This is a genomic window from Arthrobacter sp. Dra40 (assembly GCF_059091905.1).
Genome location: NZ_JBNHHB010000005.1, coordinates 1 through 17,499, shown reverse-complemented (window position 1 = coordinate 17,499; position 17,499 = coordinate 1). Strand labels below are relative to the sequence as shown.

Annotated in this window: 20 protein-coding genes; 12 read left to right on the top strand and 8 right to left on the bottom strand. The window is 66.7% G+C overall.

Annotation, left to right across the window (positions count from 1 at the left end; all coding sequences use genetic code 11):
* Positions 1-49: 49 nt before the first annotated feature.
* On the top strand, positions 50-1,249 hold the full coding sequence (locus tag AC5RWT_RS03945; RefSeq protein WP_494079237.1) for an ROK family transcriptional regulator: 1,200 nt from the start codon (positions 50-52) through the stop codon (positions 1,247-1,249).
* 116 nt (positions 1,250-1,365) lie between these two features.
* Positions 1,366-1,806: a hypothetical protein gene (locus AC5RWT_RS03940; RefSeq protein ID WP_494079236.1), complete on the top strand. Its 441-nt coding sequence runs from the start codon at positions 1,366-1,368 to the stop codon at positions 1,804-1,806.
* Here AC5RWT_RS03940 and AC5RWT_RS03935 read toward each other — a convergent pair.
* Entirely contained in the window at positions 1,803-2,489 is a 687-nt protein-coding gene (locus tag AC5RWT_RS03935) for an alpha/beta fold hydrolase (RefSeq protein WP_494079235.1), read from the bottom strand. The two genes, AC5RWT_RS03940 and AC5RWT_RS03935, sit on opposite strands and share 4 nt — an antisense overlap.
* A gap of 166 nt (positions 2,490-2,655) precedes the next feature.
* Between AC5RWT_RS03935 and pyrE the strand changes: the two genes are divergently transcribed.
* Together pyrE and AC5RWT_RS03925 are read left to right on the top strand one after the other, a co-directional pair.
* Entirely contained in the window at positions 2,656-3,234 is a 579-nt protein-coding gene (gene pyrE, locus AC5RWT_RS03930; protein WP_494043455.1) for an orotate phosphoribosyltransferase, read from the top strand.
* Between the two features lie 25 nt (positions 3,235-3,259).
* On the top strand, positions 3,260-4,270 hold the full coding sequence (locus AC5RWT_RS03925; RefSeq protein WP_494079234.1) for a thioesterase domain-containing protein: 1,011 nt from the start codon (positions 3,260-3,262) through the stop codon (positions 4,268-4,270).
* 130 nt (positions 4,271-4,400) lie between these two features.
* Here the strand turns inward: AC5RWT_RS03925 and AC5RWT_RS03920 are convergent, their stop codons facing one another.
* Positions 4,401-5,207, bottom strand: coding sequence for an HAD-IIA family hydrolase (locus tag AC5RWT_RS03920; RefSeq protein ID WP_494043457.1), 807 nt, complete (start codon positions 5,205-5,207; stop codon positions 4,401-4,403).
* 210 nt (positions 5,208-5,417) lie between these two features.
* On the opposite strand from AC5RWT_RS03920, the gene AC5RWT_RS03915 reads away from it, so the two are divergent.
* Positions 5,418-6,038: a TrmH family RNA methyltransferase gene (locus AC5RWT_RS03915; protein ID WP_494079328.1), complete on the top strand. Its 621-nt coding sequence runs from the start codon at positions 5,418-5,420 to the stop codon at positions 6,036-6,038.
* A gap of 279 nt (positions 6,039-6,317) precedes the next feature.
* Here the strand turns inward: AC5RWT_RS03915 and AC5RWT_RS03910 are convergent, their stop codons facing one another.
* A complete protein-coding gene (locus AC5RWT_RS03910) occupies positions 6,318-7,322 on the bottom strand; it encodes an NUDIX domain-containing protein (protein WP_494079233.1) in 1,005 nt (334 codons plus the stop codon).
* 235 nt (positions 7,323-7,557) lie between these two features.
* On the opposite strand from AC5RWT_RS03910, the gene fbaA reads away from it, so the two are divergent.
* Together fbaA and AC5RWT_RS03900 are read left to right on the top strand one after the other, a co-directional pair.
* Positions 7,558-8,580 (top strand): class II fructose-bisphosphate aldolase, encoded by a 1,023-nt coding sequence (fbaA, locus tag AC5RWT_RS03905; protein ID WP_494079232.1) that lies wholly within the window; start codon positions 7,558-7,560, stop codon positions 8,578-8,580.
* A complete protein-coding gene (locus AC5RWT_RS03900) occupies positions 8,581-9,003 on the top strand; it encodes a DUF3151 domain-containing protein (protein WP_494043460.1) in 423 nt (140 codons plus the stop codon).
* A 112-nt stretch (positions 9,004-9,115) separates the two neighbouring features.
* Here the strand turns inward: AC5RWT_RS03900 and AC5RWT_RS03895 are convergent, their stop codons facing one another.
* Entirely contained in the window at positions 9,116-9,655 is a 540-nt protein-coding gene (locus tag AC5RWT_RS03895; RefSeq protein WP_494079231.1) for an immunity protein CdiI family protein, read from the bottom strand.
* 146 nt (positions 9,656-9,801) lie between these two features.
* On the opposite strand from AC5RWT_RS03895, the gene AC5RWT_RS03890 reads away from it, so the two are divergent.
* Positions 9,802-10,461: a cyclodeaminase/cyclohydrolase family protein gene (locus tag AC5RWT_RS03890; protein WP_494079230.1), complete on the top strand. Its 660-nt coding sequence runs from the start codon at positions 9,802-9,804 to the stop codon at positions 10,459-10,461.
* 42 nt (positions 10,462-10,503) lie between these two features.
* On the opposite strand, the gene AC5RWT_RS03885 is transcribed toward AC5RWT_RS03890, so the two are convergent.
* A complete protein-coding gene (locus AC5RWT_RS03885) occupies positions 10,504-10,893 on the bottom strand; it encodes a VOC family protein (protein WP_494079229.1) in 390 nt (129 codons plus the stop codon).
* Positions 10,890-11,189 carry an ArsR/SmtB family transcription factor gene (locus AC5RWT_RS03880; protein ID WP_494079228.1) on the bottom strand — a complete coding sequence of 100 codons (300 nt, stop codon included), beginning with the start codon at positions 11,187-11,189 and terminating at the stop codon, positions 10,890-10,892. The genes AC5RWT_RS03885 and AC5RWT_RS03880 overlap by 4 nt, the downstream gene beginning before the upstream one ends.
* 226 nt (positions 11,190-11,415) lie before the next feature.
* On the opposite strand from AC5RWT_RS03880, the gene AC5RWT_RS03875 reads away from it, so the two are divergent.
* Both AC5RWT_RS03875 and AC5RWT_RS03870 read left to right on the top strand, forming a co-directional pair.
* Complete coding sequence (locus tag AC5RWT_RS03875; protein ID WP_494043465.1) at positions 11,416-11,844, top strand: SRPBCC family protein; 429 nt, start codon at positions 11,416-11,418, stop codon at positions 11,842-11,844.
* 70 nt (positions 11,845-11,914) lie between these two features.
* A complete protein-coding gene (locus AC5RWT_RS03870; RefSeq protein ID WP_494079227.1) occupies positions 11,915-12,535 on the top strand; it encodes a thymidine kinase in 621 nt (206 codons plus the stop codon).
* Here AC5RWT_RS03870 and AC5RWT_RS03865 read toward each other — a convergent pair.
* Positions 12,505-13,083: a hypothetical protein gene (locus AC5RWT_RS03865; protein ID WP_494079226.1), complete on the bottom strand. Its 579-nt coding sequence runs from the start codon at positions 13,081-13,083 to the stop codon at positions 12,505-12,507. The genes AC5RWT_RS03870 and AC5RWT_RS03865 overlap by 31 nt on opposite strands.
* 91 nt (positions 13,084-13,174) lie before the next feature.
* A complete protein-coding gene (locus AC5RWT_RS03860; protein WP_494079225.1) occupies positions 13,175-14,038 on the bottom strand; it encodes a DUF72 domain-containing protein in 864 nt (287 codons plus the stop codon).
* Between the two features lie 471 nt (positions 14,039-14,509).
* Here AC5RWT_RS03860 and AC5RWT_RS03855 point away from each other — a divergent pair, with 471 nt between their 5' ends.
* Positions 14,510-15,799: an adenylosuccinate synthase gene (locus tag AC5RWT_RS03855; RefSeq protein WP_494079224.1), complete on the top strand. Its 1,290-nt coding sequence runs from the start codon at positions 14,510-14,512 to the stop codon at positions 15,797-15,799.
* A 209-nt stretch (positions 15,800-16,008) separates the two neighbouring features.
* Entirely contained in the window at positions 16,009-16,650 is a 642-nt protein-coding gene (locus tag AC5RWT_RS03850; protein ID WP_494079223.1) for a GNAT family N-acetyltransferase, read from the top strand.
* The last annotated feature ends 849 nt before the right edge of the window (positions 16,651-17,499 follow it).

The window sequence follows — 17,499 nt, the reverse complement described above, 5'->3', positions numbered from 1 at the left end:
TTTAGTCGGCATAGAGACAAACGGAAGTGGGGCATGCTCTACTGAAAGTGTGTTGAAGTCCGACGTCGCCCCGCAGCGCCTGGCAGTGCAGCCGGCCGCTGGAGCCAGCGAGGTATTCCAGCTGCTCCGTGACGGCCAGCCCCGCACCCGCGCCGAGCTGGCGCAGCTGACCGGCCTGGCCCGGTCCACGGTGACCGCCCGCGTGGATGCGCTGATGCGGGTGGGGCTGATCGCGCCCGTCGGCGGAGCGACCTCGACCGGCGGTAGGCCGCCGTCGTTGTTTGCACTCAATCCGGCCGCGCGGCTGGTGGTCGGAGCCGACCTCGGAGCCACGCACGCGCTGGTGGTCGTGGCAGACCTCTCTGGCGCGGTGCTGGCCGAAGAGCGCGCCGAGCTGAGCATCGCCAGCGGTCCGGACAGCGTGCTGGGCTGGCTCTGCGATGCGGTGGCGCGGCTGCTGCAGCACGCCGGCCGGAGCGCGGCGGATCTGGGCGCGATTGGCATCGGGCTGCCCGGGCCGGTAGAGCATGACACGGGCCGGCCGATCAATCCGCCGATCATGCCCGGCTGGGACCGCGTGGACGTTCCCGGGCTGGTGCAGCAACACTTCGAGGTGCCGGTACTGGTGGACAACGACGTCAACATCATGGCGCTGGGCGAGCAGGCGATGGCCTGGCCGGACACCGCCGACCTGATGCTGATCAAGGTGGCCACCGGGATTGGCGCCGGCATCATTTCCTCGGGCCAACTGCAGCGCGGCGCGCAGGGCACCGCCGGGGACCTGGGGCATGTGCGGGTGCCGCGCGGCGACGGCGTGGCCTGCCGCTGCGGGAACACCGGCTGTCTGGAGGCGCTGGCGGGCGGGCCGGCGTTGGCCGCGGCATTATCGGCCGAGGGGAAGAAGGCCAGCAGCAGCCAGGACGTGATCGACTTGGTGCGGTCGGGCGACCTGCAGGCGATTCAGGCGGTGCGCCAGGCCGGGCGGGACATCGGCGACGTGCTGGCCACCTGCGTGAACCTGGTCAATCCGTCCGTGATCGTGATTGGCGGCCGGCTGGCGCAGGCCGGCGAGCACCTGCTGGCCGGCATCCGCGAAGTGGTCTACCGGCGCTCGCTGCCGCTGGCCACCGAGCACCTGCGGATTGCCCCGTCGGTGGCCGGGCAGCGGGCGGGCGTGCTGGGGGCCGTGTCGCTGGCGATCGGGCATGTGCTCTCGCCCGAGGCGATCGAGGCCGCGGCGTCCGCGTGATTCCTGTTTCGCCCCCTTGGTCTGAAGTTATCGTTTCGCAACCTGCTGGAGCTCCCGCGGCTGCTGTTACGCGGCTAGCGTGAGACAAACGCTCATCCATCGACGGCAGGGGAGTCATGCGCACATTGGTCAAGGTGGCAGCCGGTGTTGCTCTGCTGCAGGCGCTGGCCGGCTGCGGCGGCTCAACAGCGGGCTTTTCCGCTTTGACCGAGAAGGACGCCACAGCTGTAGAACTTCCTGCCCATATTGAGGTGGAGCATGTGGCTCCGGGCAGCGTCAGGTTGCTCGCGGAGCAGGATGATCACTCGTTCTATGTGGCCAACGCACTTCCGGGCGGCGTCTGCCTCATCTACGCCAATCGTCAGCATGATTCCAGCTGGCTGGCAGGCTGTACCCTGGCGGAACCCCGCCAATTTTCGCCCGCGGAGCCAAGCCCCCTCGAGATCAGCGGCAGCGGCGTCACGGCCAAGCTGGCAGTCGACGGTTACGACGCGAGCAAGGACCTGGCCGACCGCTGGGAGCAGCTGCACCCGAACCTGCTGGTCCGCGGGCTCTAGGCTACTTCGCTCAGGTAACCCTCCAGTTGGTCGGCCAACTCTTTGGGGTGGCTGAGCGCCACGCAGTGGCAGCCGGGGATTTCGTCCGGGACAATGCCCAGCCGCTCGGGAACGATCCGACGGAACAAGTCGGCGGGGAAGAAGCGGTCGTCCTTGCACAGGATGAACTTCGTCGGCACGTCCGGGTGGGCCTTCAGTGGCCACGGCTCGGCCTGGGATGCTTCCGACTGGCCGCGCTCATAACTCAATGCCTCCTCGGCCAGCTCGCGCGGGACGCCGTTGTAGAAGCTAATGAACGGATCCGGGTTTCCAGTCAGCCCGCCGTCCGTGGCGGCCTGCTCCTTGGCCGCTTCGCCGTATCCGGTATTGCGCCACCAGTCCGCGGGCCGCTCGCCGGGGGCCGGGACCATCGCCGCGAGGTAGACCAGCACCTTGACCGGTAGCCGGGCGGCGATCAGCGGCGCGGTGAAGCCGCCAAACGACTGGCCGACGATCACCAGGTCCCGCCGGTCGCCGATCTCTTGGACTACCTCGTCCGCCGTATCGTCCAGCCCCTTGGTTTCGTCCTCGCTGGGCAGGTCGGGGGCCACCACGTCATGCCCGCGGGCACGCAGTTGGGCCTCCACCAAGTGCCAATACCAGCCGACATCCCCGGCCCCGTGAATCAACACAAAGGTGGCCATGTGTGCAAACCTCCCCTAGCTCGCGTGGCCCTGATTATGGCAGGCGCGGCCTGAATGGTCACTGGTGCGGGTACGTCGGGTGTCCGGAAGCAACCAAACTCCGCGCCGGGCGTCCCTGCGTCACCGATTCTGAACGTCGCAGGAGCAACCCCATAGACTGGGGATCATGACCCAGACTTCTGCGGCCGATCCAGCGGCCGACCGCGCCCGCCTGCTCGAACTGATCAAGGAACTGGCCGTGGTGCGCGGCAAAGTCACACTCTCCAGTGGTGCCGAGGCCGATTACTACATTGACCTGCGGCGGGTCACCCTGCATCACGAAGCCTCCCGCTTGGTCGGCAGGGTCATGCTGGCCATGCTGGATGAGGCCGGCATCGAGTTCCAGTCGGCCGGCGGCTTGACCATGGGCGCCGACCCGGTGGGCACCGCGCTGATGCACGCCGCGGCAGACGCCGGCCGCGCCGTGGACGCTTTCGTGGTGCGCAAGGCGCAGAAGTCCTACGGAATGGGCCGCCAAGTTGAGGGTCCCGACGTGAAGGATCGGGCCGTCGTCGTACTGGAAGACACCTCCACTACCGGCGGCTCCGCTCTGACCGCGGTGGAAGGCGTGCGCAACGCCGGCGGTCAGATCAAGGCCGTGGCCGTCATCGTGGACCGCGACACCGGCGCCAAGGAACGCATTGAGGCTGAAGCAGGCGTTCCGTATCTGTTCGCCTTCGGCAAGGACGAGCTGGGCCTGGACTAGCCGCGGCAGGCAGCCCACCAAACTCATGGATGTACGCAGGAACAAGGCCGCCCGCCAGCTGCGCCTGGCCAGCGACCTGCACCGGGTCTCGCGGCGCTCGTTCCTGATCGGCGCCGCTTTCGGCCTGGGTACCGCCGCGGATCTGGCGGCCACCCGGGCCATCCAGAGTATGCGGAACGAAGCGCAGATCCTCACGCTGGCGGACGAGAGTGCGGACCGGCGCTTCCCGCGCTCCAGCTGGGTAGTGTTCCCGGGGTACAAGACCAGCTGGGAGGAGGGGCTGTGGATCCTGAACTCGCTGCGCACGGGCTTGACGGAGCGCGGCCGACTGGCGGTGGCGGGCTATTCGAACCGCGGATTGGATCTGGCTGAGCTGACCGAGGTGCTGCAAAAACACATTCAGGACAACAAGCTGCAGAAGCTCTACTTCTACGGGCACAGCTTCGGCGGCATGGTGGCGGTGGAGATGACCGCGCGGCTGCGGGCCAAGGGCTTCCCGGTGGAGCTGATCCTGATGGACTCGTCCCCGTACAGCCGCTTCGACGTGCTGGACAAGACCATGTTCGAAGGCGTGGTGTTCCTGTACGAGGCCGGTTATCGGGTCCCGAGTTATCTGCGCGGGGGATACGAGCTGGGCGAGCGGATTGTGCACAAGAACGAACGCAGCTGGCGGCAGATCGTGGAGCAGACCATGGAGCAGTTGTCCCCGCTGGCCGTCTCCAGCACGCTGATTCAGTCGCAGTCCTCGTACATTTACCACTTCGACGCGCACCGTTTCAGCCACAGCATCGGCGAGACCAAGATGGCGTGGATGGGGAACCCGGGCGATCAGACGATCAACTACACCACCGCCCGGCGCAGCTGGCTGGTGAACTACGAGGCGAACTTCCTGACCAACAACCTGGTGACCGAAGGCGCCCGGCCGGCCCACGCCAGCCCGCAATGGAACTCGGCAATCTACGTGCCGATCATCCAGCAGGTGGAAAACGAGTTCTTCCCGCTGCCGGTGGCTGGCATGAAGGCGCAGTTCTTCTAGCCCGATCCGGTTGGCTGCGCCCGCGCATCGCTCCCGTTTAGGATGGCCCGTTCCCCGCGCGGCTCGATGGGGGTGCGGATAGGCCTGGCCCGGCTTGGAGGTCCGGCCGCCGGCTAGCTCCGGCCGCCGACTAAACGAGTGGGATCAGGTCGGCCACCGAGTCGACCGTTTGGTTAGGCCGGAAGGGGAAGCGGGCCACATCTTCGGGCTGGGTGATGCCGGTGTAGACCAGCACCGTGTGCAGCCCGGCCTCCATGCCGGCGACGATGTCTGTGTCCATCCGATCGCCGATCATCGCCGTGGTCTCGGAGTGGGCATCAATCTGGTTCATGGCCGAGCGGAACATCATCGGATTCGGTTTGCCCACAATGTACGGCGTGCGGTTGGTGGCTTTGGTGATCAGTGCCGCGATTGCTCCGGTGGCAGGCAGCACCCCCTCCGTGGACGGGCCAGTGGCGTCCGGATTGGTGGCGATAAAGCGTGAGCCGGCCAGGATCAGCCGGATGGCTTTGGTGATCGCTTCGAAGGAGTACGTTCTCGTTTCGCCCAGCACCACGTACTGCGGGTCCCGGTCGGTCAGGATGAAACCAGCCTCGTGTAGGGCAGTGGTTAGCCCGGCCTCGCCGATGACGTAGGCGCGGCCGTGCCCCTCTGAGGGCGGCGTCTGGTTGCGCAGGAATTGGGCAGTGGCCAGCGCCGACGTCCAGATGTTCTCCTCCGGCACCTCCAACCCGGCCTGATGCAGCCGTGCGGCCATATCCCGGGGAGTGAAAATGGAGTTGTTGGTCAGCACCAAGAACCGCTTGGAAGTGTCCATCCAGCGCCGGATCAATTCAGCTGCACCAGGGATGGCGGTGCTCTCGTGCACCAGCACGCCGTCCATGTCGGTGAGCCAGCATTCGATGTCGGCCGGCGTGCGAATCTTCTGCAGATGCATGGTTCCCTTTCTGCCGGAGCGGGTACGGGTGCACCCCGCTGAGCTCGCGGGACGGCGCCTTCGACCCAGTCTGTCACCTAGGCTTGTGGGGTGGAAAAAAACGCAGGCGAAGCCGAGGCCGGACAGCCGTTGACCGACGGACAGAAGCCCGGATCGGACGTTCCCGTAGCCGACCCCGACGCGCCCGGAACCGGCGCCCCGGAGGCGAGCATCGGCGTCGGGCCCTGGGAGGGGACATTGCCGGAGGGCGACCACTGGGACCCGCAGTTGCTGGCCGACGGCGACCGCCGCAACGTGACGGACCAGTACCGCTACTGGAAGCACGACGCGATCGTCGCGGACCTGGACTCCCGCCGGCACAATTTCCACGTGGCCATCGAGAACTGGCAGCATGACCTGAACATCGGCTCCGTAGTGCGCTGCGCCAATGCCTTCCTGGCCAAGGAAGTGCACATCATCGGACGACGGCGGTGGAACCGGCGCGGGGCGATGGTCACCGACCGCTACCAGCACGTCCGGCACCACCCCACCGTGGAGGACTTCGTGGCCTGGGCGCAAGGCGAGGGGCTGCGGATCATCGGGATCGACAACTTCCCCGACTCGGTGCCGCTGGAGACCTACGACCTGCCCGAGAACGTTGTGCTGGTGTTCGGGCAGGAAGGGCCCGGGCTGACGCCTGAGGTCCACGCCGCCGCCGACGCCACGCTGTCGATCGCCCAGTTTGGCTCCACCCGCTCGATCAACGCCTCCGCCGCCGCGGCCATCGCCATGCATGCCTGGATCCGCCGCCACGTGTTTTCGCAGCCGGTGGGGGCACCGGCCGCTCCGTAGGCGGGCTCGGGAGACTCCTAAGGCGGGCCGGGTGGCACCGCTCCCAAGGCGGGCCGGGTGGGCCTGGCGGCACCCGCGGTTAGCCTAGCTCCGCCGTCAGCTGTCCACGTTCAGCGGGAATTGTCCATGTCTTGGCTGTCCACAGGCCTCTGACCTGCGACGATGCTCACGGCCCCGCCAAAACGTGGACACCGATGGCATAGCGCGGGGCCAAGTAGGCCGCGGGAGCCCTGGGCAGGGAGCCGTCTGGGTGACTCCGCAGCTGCGTGGACGCCGCAGTCAGCCGACCAGGCCCAGCAGCGTCCCGGCGCCGACGGTCCGGGCGCCGTGGCTCTCGACCCGTTCGCGCAAGCCGCGGTCCGACGTCACCACGGTCACCGACGCCTCGGAGTCGGCACCGAACGCCTTCTCCACCTGGGCCACGATCTCGTCGTCGCCCGACCGGGCCGCGTGCACTACGTCCAACTGCACACCGCGGCGGTGCGCCGCCGCAGCCTGGCCCGCCCCGCCGTCGTCGCGCGGGGAAGCCGGACGCGAGGTGGTGCCGTGCGGGGAAGGTTCGGCCCCGCCGTCGTGCTCATAGCCACCTTCCGCGGCGGCATCCTTCGCGGCGCCTTCCAGCACGACGACGGTGCGCGGCCACACAGTGCCGGCGGGCACCGCCAGCAGGTCGGCCGGGAGCCCCGGTTCCAACGCGGCGCGCAGCGAGGCCAGCAGCCGATGGGCGGCACCGGCGCGGTCCTTCCACCAACCGTCCGGCCGGGAGCCCACCACGTTCGCGGCGTCGATGACCAGCAGCGGCGGGTGTTCCAGCAAGGTGCGCAGCCGGGGCCAGGCCTCGCCGAAGTGCGGGTGCAGCGGCAGATTGTCCACCTCATGCAGCGGCACCCAGGCCAGGGCAAGGCTTTCGGCATCGGTAATGGCCGGTTCGAACGGCCGCACGGTCCTGGCCGCGGCGGTGGTGTACGTCCAAAACCCCAGGTCCAGCACCGACGTGAACAGCGGAGCCAGCGCGTCGAGCGGGACGTCGGCCTCCTCGTTCGCCTCGCGCAGGGCGGCGTCGACTGCCAACTCGTCCTGGTGGCGCGCGCCGCCCGGGATTCCCCAGGTGCCGCCGAAATGGCTCCACTGGGCCCGGTGCTGGAGCAGGATGCCGCGCTCGCGGTCCACTGCGAGCAGCCCGGCCGAGCCGAACCGGCCCCACATCCGGGTACCGTCCGGTCCTTCCACCCAGGCGTCGCCCGGATCGCGCGGACCGTGGAACGGCGGCGGGAATTCAGTCATGGTTCCAGCTTGCCACGGCGGGCCACGCCGCGGGGGAGTGAGGCCGCGGATGTAACCCGGCTTCACACACGTCTGCCCGGATCCGGCTGTGGCGGCAGGAGCCGGCTGGTGCGGCAGCCTCGGGCGTCTCGAAACTGCGGTGGTGACCGACTCGAAGCCGCTCCCCGGACGCGACTCGATAGGATGGGCGCAGAGGCAACGCCTTCGAATCCGTATCGCTAGCCAAGGAGTCAGCATGCCCGTTGCAACCCCTGAGATCTATGCCGACATGATTGACCGCGCCAAAGCGGGCGGCTTCGCCTACCCGGCGATCAACGTCACCTCCTCGCAGACCCTGAACGCAGCCCTGCAGGGCTTTGCCGATGCCGGATCCGACGGCATCATCCAGGTTTCCACCGGCGGTGCCGCGTACTGGTCCGGCGCCGGCGTCAAGGACATGGTCGCCGGTTCGCTGGGCTTCGCCGCGTTCGCCCGCGAGGTGGCCAAGAAGTACCCGGTCAACGTGGCGCTGCACACCGACCACTGCCCGAAGGACAAGCTGGACAGCTTTGTGCTGCCGCTCCTGGCGGAGTCCGAGGCGGCCGTGAAGCGCGGCGAGGACCCCATCTTCCAGTCGCACATGTGGGACGGCTCGGCCGAGACGCTTGAAGAGAACCTGAAGATCGCCGAAGACCTGCTGGCCCGCACCGCCGCGGCCAAGATCATCCTGGAAGTGGAGATCGGCACGGTGGGCGGCGAGGAAGACGGCGTCGAAAACGAGATCAACGAGAAGCTCTACACCACCGTGGACGACGGTTTGAAGACCATCGAGGCGCTGGGTGCGGGTGAGAAAGGCCGCTACATCACCGCGCTGACCTTCGGCAACGTGCACGGCGTCTACAAGCCCGGCGGCGTGAAGCTGCGCCCCGAGCTGCTCCAGCAGATCCAGGCAGAGGTCGGAGCGAAGATCGGCAAGGACAACCCGTTCAACCTGGTCTTCCACGGCGGCTCCGGCTCGTCCGAGCAGGAAATCGCCGACGCCGTGTCCTACGGCGTGATCAAGATGAACGTGGACACGGACACCCAGTACGCCTTCACCCGTCCGGTGGCGGGCCACATGTTCTCCAATTACGACGGCGTACTGAAGGTCGACGGCGAAGTGGGCAACAAGAAGGCCTACGACCCACGTGTTTGGGGCGCGGCCGCCGAGAAGTCCATGGCAGCCCGCGTGGTGGAAGCAGCCCAGCGCCTGGGCTCTGCCGGAAAGTCGGTGAAGTAAATGACCGAGCCCTTCCGCACCAACCTGCTGGGCCCCGAGCCGACCTACCTGCCGGAAGAGACCGACGTCCTGGCCCGACTGGACGCCGGCGACGAAGCGGTGGATCTGGCCGCGAGGTTCCCTTCCTCCTCGCTGGTGTGGGCGATTCTGGCCGATGAAGCCTACGGCGAGGGCCGGACCGTCGAGTCCTACGCCTACGCCCGGGTGGGCTACCACCGCGGCCTGGACTCGCTGCGACGTGCCGGTTGGCGCGGCGCGGGCCCGATTCCCTGGGAGCACGAACCGAACCGCGGCTTCCTGCGCGCCCTGTACGCCCTGGGCCGGGCGGCGGGTGCCATCGGCGAGGCCGAAGAAGTGGACCGGATCGGCAAATTCCTGGCCGATTCAGACCCGAACGCCAAGGCGGCCATCGAAGGCGCCTGAGGTGTAAATAGGTTGGTTAGAAAACGGGAGTTGGCCTTGAGTCAGCTCCCGTTTTCTAACCACTGGATTCTTCTGGCTTGCTGGCTGCTTCAGCGGCGGCAGCACCCGGTGTCTATTCCTCGCCCCGATTCTCGCCATCACGGGATCCGGGGTGGCCGCCGTTGACACCCCCTGGCCGGAAGACCGCTCCGGACTTCGGCGCGTAGGCGAACCAGGCGCCGGCCGCGCCGGAGGCCTCGTCATCGGCCTTTAGCCGCGCCAATTGCTCTTGGTCCCTGCGGAGATCAGTGACCCGACGGCTGAAGGCGGCAACGGCAGAAGGTGAGCCCGGCCCGTTGCCTCGAAAGCGGCGAGCGTGCGCTCCCTTCTCGTACGATCTGAACTCGACCTCGAAGCCAGCGCCAAGTTCTTGGGCAACCTGCTGCGCCAACCGGAGCCCATCCCTGGTGAACTGGGCCGCCAGTTCACGGCTCCGCCATTCCAAGTTGACGAGGGCGTCATAGTAGCCCAGCTCCCACCGTGTGAGGTCCCGAATCAGCCTCTCGCTCAGGCCGCAATCCGCGTAGTCGACCGGTCCGTCAAACCACAGCACGGTGTCTGCGTAATCCGGGAACATCCGTACAACGGGGACCATCTCCTCGCCCCAGTCCATGCGGGGAATTTACCACTGAATCGGCGTGAAAAGACCGGTCCCGGGTCCTGTCCGGCCCTTTCGCAGCGATGCGTTGTTGGGCATGATGCAGAGATGGAAGCAGACACCTGGAGCGCAGCCGCCGCAGCAATAGATGGAGCCGAAGCGTGAGCAGATCCGAGACCATCGAGCAGTATCTGCGCAGGCTCGGGTCGAACGATCCGACCCCGGGTGCGGGCGCTGTCGGGGCGATCCATGCAGCACAGGCAGCGGCGCTGATCGGGATGGTTGCCAGCTTCTCCAAGCCCCAGGGAGCCAGCGGGTCGGCATCGGAGTCCGAGGATGGCGCGTCTGGAAGGTCGGAACCGGACCTCGAAGCCATTCTGTCCGAGGCGGACGAGCTGATGCGGACCGCCATGCAGCAGGCGGAATCTGACGAAGAGAAGTTCCAGCGGGTGGTCGACTGCTACAAGCTTCCGTCCGGATCCGACGAGGAGAGGGCCAAGCGCAGCGCGGCCTTCCGCGAGGCGCTCGTCGAAGCGACGCTTCCGGCGAGGGCGCAGCTGGACCTAGCCACCGCCGTCGTCCGTTTGGGCGGGGAGCTGCTGGATGTTTGCAAAGCCGACCTTCTCAGCGACATCGCTGTGGCGGCCGAGGCGGCCCGCGCCGCCGCCGCCACCGCGCGCATTACCGTGGAGGCCAACTTGGCGTCGATCGAAGAGGATTCCCTGCAGGAATCTCTTCGGGAACATACGCAGAAGGCGGACGGGGTGGTGCGCCGGGCGGAGGAGCTCTCCGCGCTGGTGCGGCAGCGCGTGCTCGAGTAGCCGGGCCGGGTTCCCCAGCGTCACCCAGCCCAAGCCGTGCGACTAGTCCTTCCTGCTGGCGATCTGAATCAGGTTGCCACAGGTGTCGTCGAGGACGGCGGTGATGACCGGTCCCATGTCGGCGGGCTTCTGGATGAACTCCACGCCCAGCGCGGCCAGGCGCTCGTACTCGGCGTGCACATCCTCCACGCCAAAGCTGTTGAACGGGATGCCGTCTGCGACCAAGGCTTCCTTGAACGGCTTCACCGCCGGATGGCCGGACGGCTCCAGCAGCAGTTCCACCCCGTCGGGGGCCTCCGGCGAGACAACCGTCAGCCACCGGTCCGCGCCGAGCGGCACGTCATTCTTGAGCTGAAAGCCCAGCTTGGTGGTGTAGAACTCGAGCGCCTTCTGTTGGTCGTCGACGAAAATACTCGTGGTGGTGACAATCATGGTTTTTCCTTCGTGGTGGTGGGCTGTGGGAAAAGCGTGAGCCATTCCCGTGCGGCGGCCAGCGGGGCAGGGTCCAGATGGTGCACGGTAGTACGACCCCGGGTGCTGGACGCAACCAATTTGGCCTCGCGCAGAATGGCCAAATGCTTGGTGACAGCCTGGCGGGAGATCTCCAGATGGTGCTTGTTGATCAAACCCACGGTCAGCTGGAACAGGGTCTGGTCATTGTTTGCGGCCAGCTCCTCCAACAGGATCCGCCGAGTCGGATGACCGAGGGCGTGGAAAACTGCGTCCATAGCCTCAACAATACGCAACCGAAAGGTTGCCAGTCCAGCGGGTCGCGCGGGTTCGCGAGCCAGCCGGTGACCCGTCCAGTCCTCGACCGAAAAGCCAGCCGGCGACTCGTCCAGTCCTCGACCGAAAAGCCAGCCGCCGACTCGTCCAGTCCTCGACCGACCGAAAAGCTAGCCGGCGATCCGTCCGGGCCTTTCGCCGCAGCGGCCGGGAAGGGATGATGCAGGTATGGGTGCGAACACTGCGTTCACGGTCACCGAGCAGGTCTACGTGCCGCCGGCCCGGGCGTGGGCGCTGTTGACCGACTGGGCTGCCGCGCCAGCGTGGATGCCCGGGGTGAGCGAGATGCACGCCGAGGGCCCCTTGGTCACAGGCCAAACCATCGACTTCCACTCCCAGGGGCATGACCGCAGCTGCACGGTGAGCCAGCTCGACGTCGGACGCAGCATCACCATTGCCTCGTCGCAGGGGGACGTGCAGGCGTACTACCGCTACGAGCTCGACGACGATGGCGGCGCCACCCGCCTGACGCTCACGGCCGACGTCGTCATCACTGAGGAACTGGCCGGCATGGCGGACCAGATCCGCGCCGCGATGGCCGAGGCGGACTCCGGCCAGCTGACAGATTTCAAACGTTTCGCCGAAGCCGCGCCCTGATCCGGCACTGCGGTCCACCCCACCCCAGGATCAGTAGAATCGACAGCTGGGACCGCTTGAAAGGACTGTGTTGGCCAAGCTCTACTTCCGCTACGGGGCGATGAACTCCGGCAAATCCACCGGACTGCTCCAGGTTGCGTTCAACTATGAGGAGCGCGGGCAGCGTGTGCTGCTGACCAAGCCGAACCTGGACACCAAGGGGGACAGCAAGATCGTCTCCCGGTTGGGCATGACCCGTGACGTGGACTTCATGATTCGGCCAGGCGAATCGGTTCGCGAGCACTTCGGCCGGGTGGCCGCCGGCGAAGATCCGGAGGCCCTGCTGGAACACGTGGATGTCCAGCCGGTGGCCTGCCTGCTGGTGGACGAGGCCCAGTTCCTGGAACCGGCGCAGGTGGACGACCTGTTCCGCATCGCGGTGATGGATAACGTTCCGGTGCTGGCTTACGGCATCCGGACCGACTTCCGCACCCAGGCTTTCCCCGGCGCGCGCCGGCTGCTGGAAATCGCGCACACGCTGGAGGAGTTGAAGACCATCTGCCGCTGCGGCCGCAAGGCCGTGTTCAACACCCGCCGAGTGGACGGGGAGGTTGTTTTCGACGGCGAGCAGGTCGCCATCGACGGCGAGGACGTCTGGTACGAGTCGCTCTGCGGAACCTGCTACCTGGAGGCCTCCGGCGGCAAACTGTAGGTTGGGGGGCCTCCTGACCGTTCAGGGCCCAATGCGGTCCTTGCCCGGGCGATCTCCTGAAGGGCGTCCGGCGCCTCCACCGGAATGCCGTGCAGCACGGTCCATTGCCAGAATCGCTCAGCCTCGGCCAAGAGCTCTAGGTTGAAGGCCGCCGGATCCACGCGGACGGCCGCGTCTCCAATCCTGAGCAGCGCGCCGCCGCGGATTCGCTCCAGCACTACCGGTACGGGCTGGTCTGGAAGCAGCGTCTCGCCCCGCCCGGTAGCCAAATAGTCCGCAACCACCCCAACCAGACCACGCCAGATCCCGCAGACATCGTCCCAGACGGGTGCGCCGAGCAGCGGTGTGCCCTGCCACGCCAAGCTGACGACGCCGTCGTCGTACTGGAAGCGGTGAAGTTCGCCCACGCGCAGCCAGGTTCTGGCTGCCGCCTCCGCATTCTCATACAGGTCTTCGAGATAATCGGCAGGATGTTCGGCGAACGCCTGGAGGTCCCGGACGGCCCGCGACAGGATAGCTGTTGTGCTGGTCAGCTGGGGCGTTGCCAAGGCTTCCTCGATCAGTAGTGGGTCGGCGCTGGCGGGGCTCCGGGCTGGCCCGCCAACAGTGTCCAGTATGCCGCGCGGGAACGGCACGGCGTCAGGGACCGGTGGGCAGGCCCAGCCGTTCTGCCAGCCCCATCGCGTTGAACGGCGCGTGGACTTTGGCATCGTTGTCGAAGTACACGTACGCGTCCCGGCCCACGCCGTCAGGACAGTCGGAGCCGGAGAGCCAGCCGCTGACCGCCGTTGCCATCCGGTCCAGGTCCGAGTCCGGATAGCCGCCGACGTAGAGCTCGTCCTTGCCGTGCAACCTGACGTAGATGAAGTCCGCGGTGATCTCATGCAGCATCGGCCACTTTCCGGCGCTGTCCGCGAGCACCAGGGCTGCGTTGTGCCGACGCAGCTGGTTGTAGAACTCCTCGGTGATGAACGTGGTGCTGCGGATTTCGACGGCGTGGCGCAGCGGTCGGTCGGCGCCGCCGTCGGGAATCCAGATCCGGTCCTTCATCAACTCGCTGTGTTCGGCGGCCAGTGCCGCGGCCGACTGCGTGCTTTGGGGCAGTTGGGCCAGGAACTTCTCCATAACGCCGGCGTCGTAGGTGGCGCGTTCGGGCAACTGCCACAGGAACGGGCCGAGTTTGTCGCCGAGCCCCAGCACGCCGCTGGCATAGAAGTTGGCCAGCGCCTCGCGGACGTCCTTCAGCCCCTTGAGGTGCGTGATGTAGCGCCCGCCCTTGACCGAGAAGACGAATCCCGGCGGAGTTTCCTCGTGCCATCGCCGGAAGCTGGAGGGCCGCTGGAGCGAGTAGAAGGTGCCGTTGATTTCCACCGAGTTCAGGTGGCTGGAGGCGTACTCCAGTTCGCGGTGCTGCGGAAGGCCCTTGGGGTAGAAGGTGCCCCGCCACCGCGGATACCGCCAGCCGGAAATGCCGATCCGTGCCATCGGTTGAGAGACGGCCATGTTCGGCAGGCTATCCCGCCGCTGCGCCGCAGGCCAGAGCGTGCCAGCCCCGGCGTCGCGCCGCGGGCCAGAGCGGACCGGCCCCGCCGACGGGCTTCGCGACCGCCGTCGTCGAACGTCGGCCCCGCGGCCTGTCGCCAATCGGGTGGAGAAAAGGTGCTGCAAAAGCACAGGTTTTACAGCACCTTTTCTCCACTTGATGACGGGGACCGACTTCAAGCTGCAACTACGCAGCGGCGAGCCGCCCAGCAGCGATTCAGGACAACACTTTCGCGGCAACCCTCGCGGCCGGTCTCGCGGCCTACACCCCGCCGGGCACCGATTCCGGGCCGCGCAGGCCAATCGGCTAAACTTGGTGGGTAAGAGCCCCACATACTCCGCTTGGAGTGAGGGGCGTTCTCATGCGCGGCAGCGGCTCCTTCTTGTACAGACTGTCCGGGGCTTCCGCCGCATCGAATGGGGGAGGATCCCATGCCAGCAATTGTGATCGTCGGAGCTCAGTGGGGCGACGAAGGAAAAGGCAAGGCAACCGACCTGCTCGGCGGCCGCGTGGACTACGTGGTCAAGCCGAACGGCGGCAATAACGCGGGCCACACCGTCGTCGTCGGCGGGGAGAAGTACGAGCTGAAGTTGCTGCCGGCCGGCATCCTGTCCCCCAACGCCACTCCGATTATCGGCAACGGTTGCGTGGTCAACCTTGAGGCTCTCTTCGAGGAGATCGACGGACTCGAAGCCCGCGGCGCCGACACCTCGCGGCTGCGGGTCTCCGCGAACGCCCACCTGGTGGCCCCGTTCCACCAGACCATGGACAAGGTCACCGAGCGCTTCCTGGGTAAGCGGGCCATCGGCACCACCGGCCGCGGCATCGGCCCCGCCTACATGGACAAGGTGGCCCGGCTGGGCATCCGCGTACAGGACGTCTTCGACGAATCGATCCTGCGGCAGAAGGTCGAGGGCTCGCTGCGGCAGAAGAACGAGCTGCTGGTCAAGGTCTACAACCGCCGCGACGTCCACGTGGAGGAAGTGGTGGAGTACTTCCTGTCCTTCGCCGAGCGGCTGCGGCCCATGGTCATCGACTCCACGCTGGTGCTGAACCAGGCGCTGGACGAGGGCAAGGTGGTGCTGATGGAGGGCGGCCAGGCCACCTTCCTGGACGTGGACCATGGCACCTACCCGTTCGTGACCTCCTCCAACCCGACCGCCGGCGGCGCGTCCGTGGGCTCGGGCATCGGCCCCACACGGATCAACCGCGCCGTGGGCATCATCAAGGCCTACACCACCCGCGTGGGTGCCGGGCCGTTCCCCACCGAGCTGTTCGATGACATGGGCGAATACCTGCAGAAGAAGGGCGGCGAGTTCGGCGTAAACACGGGCCGGCCGCGCCGCTGCGGCTGGTACGACGCCGTGCTGTCCCGCCATGCCTCCCGCGTCAACGGATTCACCGACTACTTCGTGACCAAGCTGGACGTGCTCACCGGCATCGAGCAGATTCCGGTCTGCGTGGCTTACGACGTGGACGGCGTCCGGCATGACGAAATGCCGATGACCCAGACCGAGTTCCACCACGCCAAGCCGATCTTCGAGTACTTCGACGGCTGGACCGAGGACATCACCGGCGCCAAGACGCTGGAGGACCTGCCGACGAACGCACGCAACTACGTGCTGGCGCTGGAGAAGATGTCCGGCACCCGGTTCTCCGCCATTGGCGTCGGTCCGGACCGCGACCAGACCATCGTGATCCGGGATTTGATCGCGGAGTAACGCACAGCAAACAACGACGGCGGGGCGCGGCTTGGCGCTACGTGCCACCTGCCGTCTGGGTGGCGCAGCGACCGTCGGATGAGGGGCGCGGACAGCGATGTCCGCGCCCTTTGCCGTCGGGACAGCTGCTCCGCCGGACATCCGGTTCCGGGTGGTGGCGTCGGTGTAGGGTCGGACCCAATCTGGGTGGGTGAAAACGGGGTGGACAGGTGGGCGAAACGATGGTCGTGGTCGGGCGGGGAGACGTGCTGGGCGAGGAGTACCGTCGCCGTATAGCCGAGGTCTATGTGCGTAGTTTCGCGGCGGACTTCGTCGCGTTCTCGCGCGACACCGGCAAGTTGGCCGACGCGTTCGAGCACATGCTGTTGCTCGAACGGTTCTACATCGCGTTGGTGAACGGGGAGCCCGCCGGCCTCGCCTCGCTCACCGAGGGTGACCAAACGCTGTTCGCGCCGCGATGGCGGGAGATTCGGCGGCACCTCGGGTTGGTGCGCGGGTTGCTTGGCTACGTGGTGATCCGCAAGTGGTTCATGGCCGCCTCCGACGCCGCCCTGCCCGGGCTCGCCGAGATCGGGTTCGTCGCCACCGAGCCGGCCTACCAGGGGCGCGGCGTTGCGACCGCGTTGCTGCATCACCTTCTGGCGCTGCCCGGCTATAGCGAGTACGTGCTCGAGGACATCAAGGACACCAACGCACCCGCCCTTGGCCTCTACACCAAGCTCGGTTTCACGGTGTACAAGCGCAGGAGCGTGCGCTTCGCCCGCCGCGTCGGCTTCACCGAGCTCGTGTCGATGAAGCTCGTGCAGGATGATGCGCAGCCTGCAGAGGGCAGGTTCCCCGGAGTCGTCTGACGGGTCCCCGCCTGAAGAACGTTGCCGGCACGGCTGCTGGTCGCTCGTGCCTGCGAGGTTCGGTACCGCGGCGGTCAACAACGCCAGCTCGAGAAAGGGACCTCCGTCGGGGTCAGGCATTCATGTAAGGCGCTGTCGACGGTGGCGTCTTGAGAACCGAGCAGCCCGGACACAACCGCCCCCTCTACGTCTCTGGCAGCCAGCCCGGACCGGTATGCGTGGACCGGGGTTGGCCGGGTTCGTGCTCCGGCTGGCGTTGGGTCCGGGGTCATCCGTTCTTGAGGCGGGTTTTGTGAGCGGCTGCACAGGGCGTTATGGGTGTGGTGCGGCGGTGCCGGGCTGCGGTGCGGGGTGGTGTTGGGGGCGGCGGTTCCTTGTGGTGGCGGGCTTTTTGGGCGGGTGTTTGGTTGGTATGAGGGGGTGTGCGGGCGGGTTGCGGGGGCGATTTGCGGGGATGCCGGGAGGGGTGTATTGTTTTCTGAGTCGCTGCTGCTGAAGCAGACAAAACAGCGGCCAAACCCCTTCAAAACATCACCAGGATTTGGTGCGTTTTACGCGCCTCTTGGGGTTTTGGCGGGGGCCGGGATTCGGACCTGAATCCGCCGGAAACGGCGATTTGCAAAGGTCGCGGGAACCGGGTAAGTTTGAAAAGTTGCTCCGGAGCGATGGAGGGCCTGTGAGGGTCGTCTTGGTGCCGGGTGCTCCTGTTGTTTGAGAACTCAATAGTGTGCCAAGTTTGTTGATACCAATTATTTATTGGTTGAAGTGCCGTGGCGTGCCGCCCCTGTGGTGTGTCGCGGTTTTATCAGCCTGGTTTGAATTTAGTGCAGTGTCTTTGGTCGTTTTCCC

What these genes read in the sequence shown, in the direction of transcription:
- AC5RWT_RS03935 (WP_494079235.1), bottom strand. Translation starts at nt 2,489, where the DNA reads ATGGCCACCTTTGTGTTGATTCACGGGGCCGGGGATGTCGGCTGGTAT.
- AC5RWT_RS03860 (WP_494079225.1), bottom strand. Translation starts at nt 14,038, where the DNA reads ATGGCCGTCTCTCAACCGATGGCACGGATCGGCATTTCCGGCTGGCGG.
- AC5RWT_RS03920 (WP_494043457.1), bottom strand. Translation starts at nt 5,207, where the DNA reads ATGCATCTGCAGAAGATTCGCACGCCGGCCGACATCGAATGCTGGCTC.
- AC5RWT_RS03880 (WP_494079228.1), bottom strand. Translation starts at nt 11,189, where the DNA reads ATGGACGCAGTTTTCCACGCCCTCGGTCATCCGACTCGGCGGATCCTG.
- AC5RWT_RS03910 (WP_494079233.1), bottom strand. Translation starts at nt 7,322, where the DNA reads ATGACTGAATTCCCGCCGCCGTTCCACGGTCCGCGCGATCCGGGCGAC.
- AC5RWT_RS03925 (WP_494079234.1), top strand. Translation starts at nt 3,260, where the DNA reads ATGGATGTACGCAGGAACAAGGCCGCCCGCCAGCTGCGCCTGGCCAGC.
- AC5RWT_RS03855 (WP_494079224.1), top strand. Translation starts at nt 14,510, where the DNA reads ATGCCAGCAATTGTGATCGTCGGAGCTCAGTGGGGCGACGAAGGAAAA.
- fbaA (WP_494079232.1), top strand. Translation starts at nt 7,558, where the DNA reads ATGCCCGTTGCAACCCCTGAGATCTATGCCGACATGATTGACCGCGCC.
- AC5RWT_RS03885 (WP_494079229.1), bottom strand. Translation starts at nt 10,893, where the DNA reads ATGATTGTCACCACCACGAGTATTTTCGTCGACGACCAACAGAAGGCG.
- AC5RWT_RS03900 (WP_494043460.1), top strand. Translation starts at nt 8,581, where the DNA reads ATGACCGAGCCCTTCCGCACCAACCTGCTGGGCCCCGAGCCGACCTAC.
- AC5RWT_RS03940 (WP_494079236.1), top strand. Translation starts at nt 1,366, where the DNA reads ATGCGCACATTGGTCAAGGTGGCAGCCGGTGTTGCTCTGCTGCAGGCG.
- pyrE (WP_494043455.1), top strand. Translation starts at nt 2,656, where the DNA reads ATGACCCAGACTTCTGCGGCCGATCCAGCGGCCGACCGCGCCCGCCTG.
- AC5RWT_RS03895 (WP_494079231.1), bottom strand. Translation starts at nt 9,655, where the DNA reads ATGGACTGGGGCGAGGAGATGGTCCCCGTTGTACGGATGTTCCCGGAT.
- AC5RWT_RS03875 (WP_494043465.1), top strand. Translation starts at nt 11,416, where the DNA reads ATGGGTGCGAACACTGCGTTCACGGTCACCGAGCAGGTCTACGTGCCG.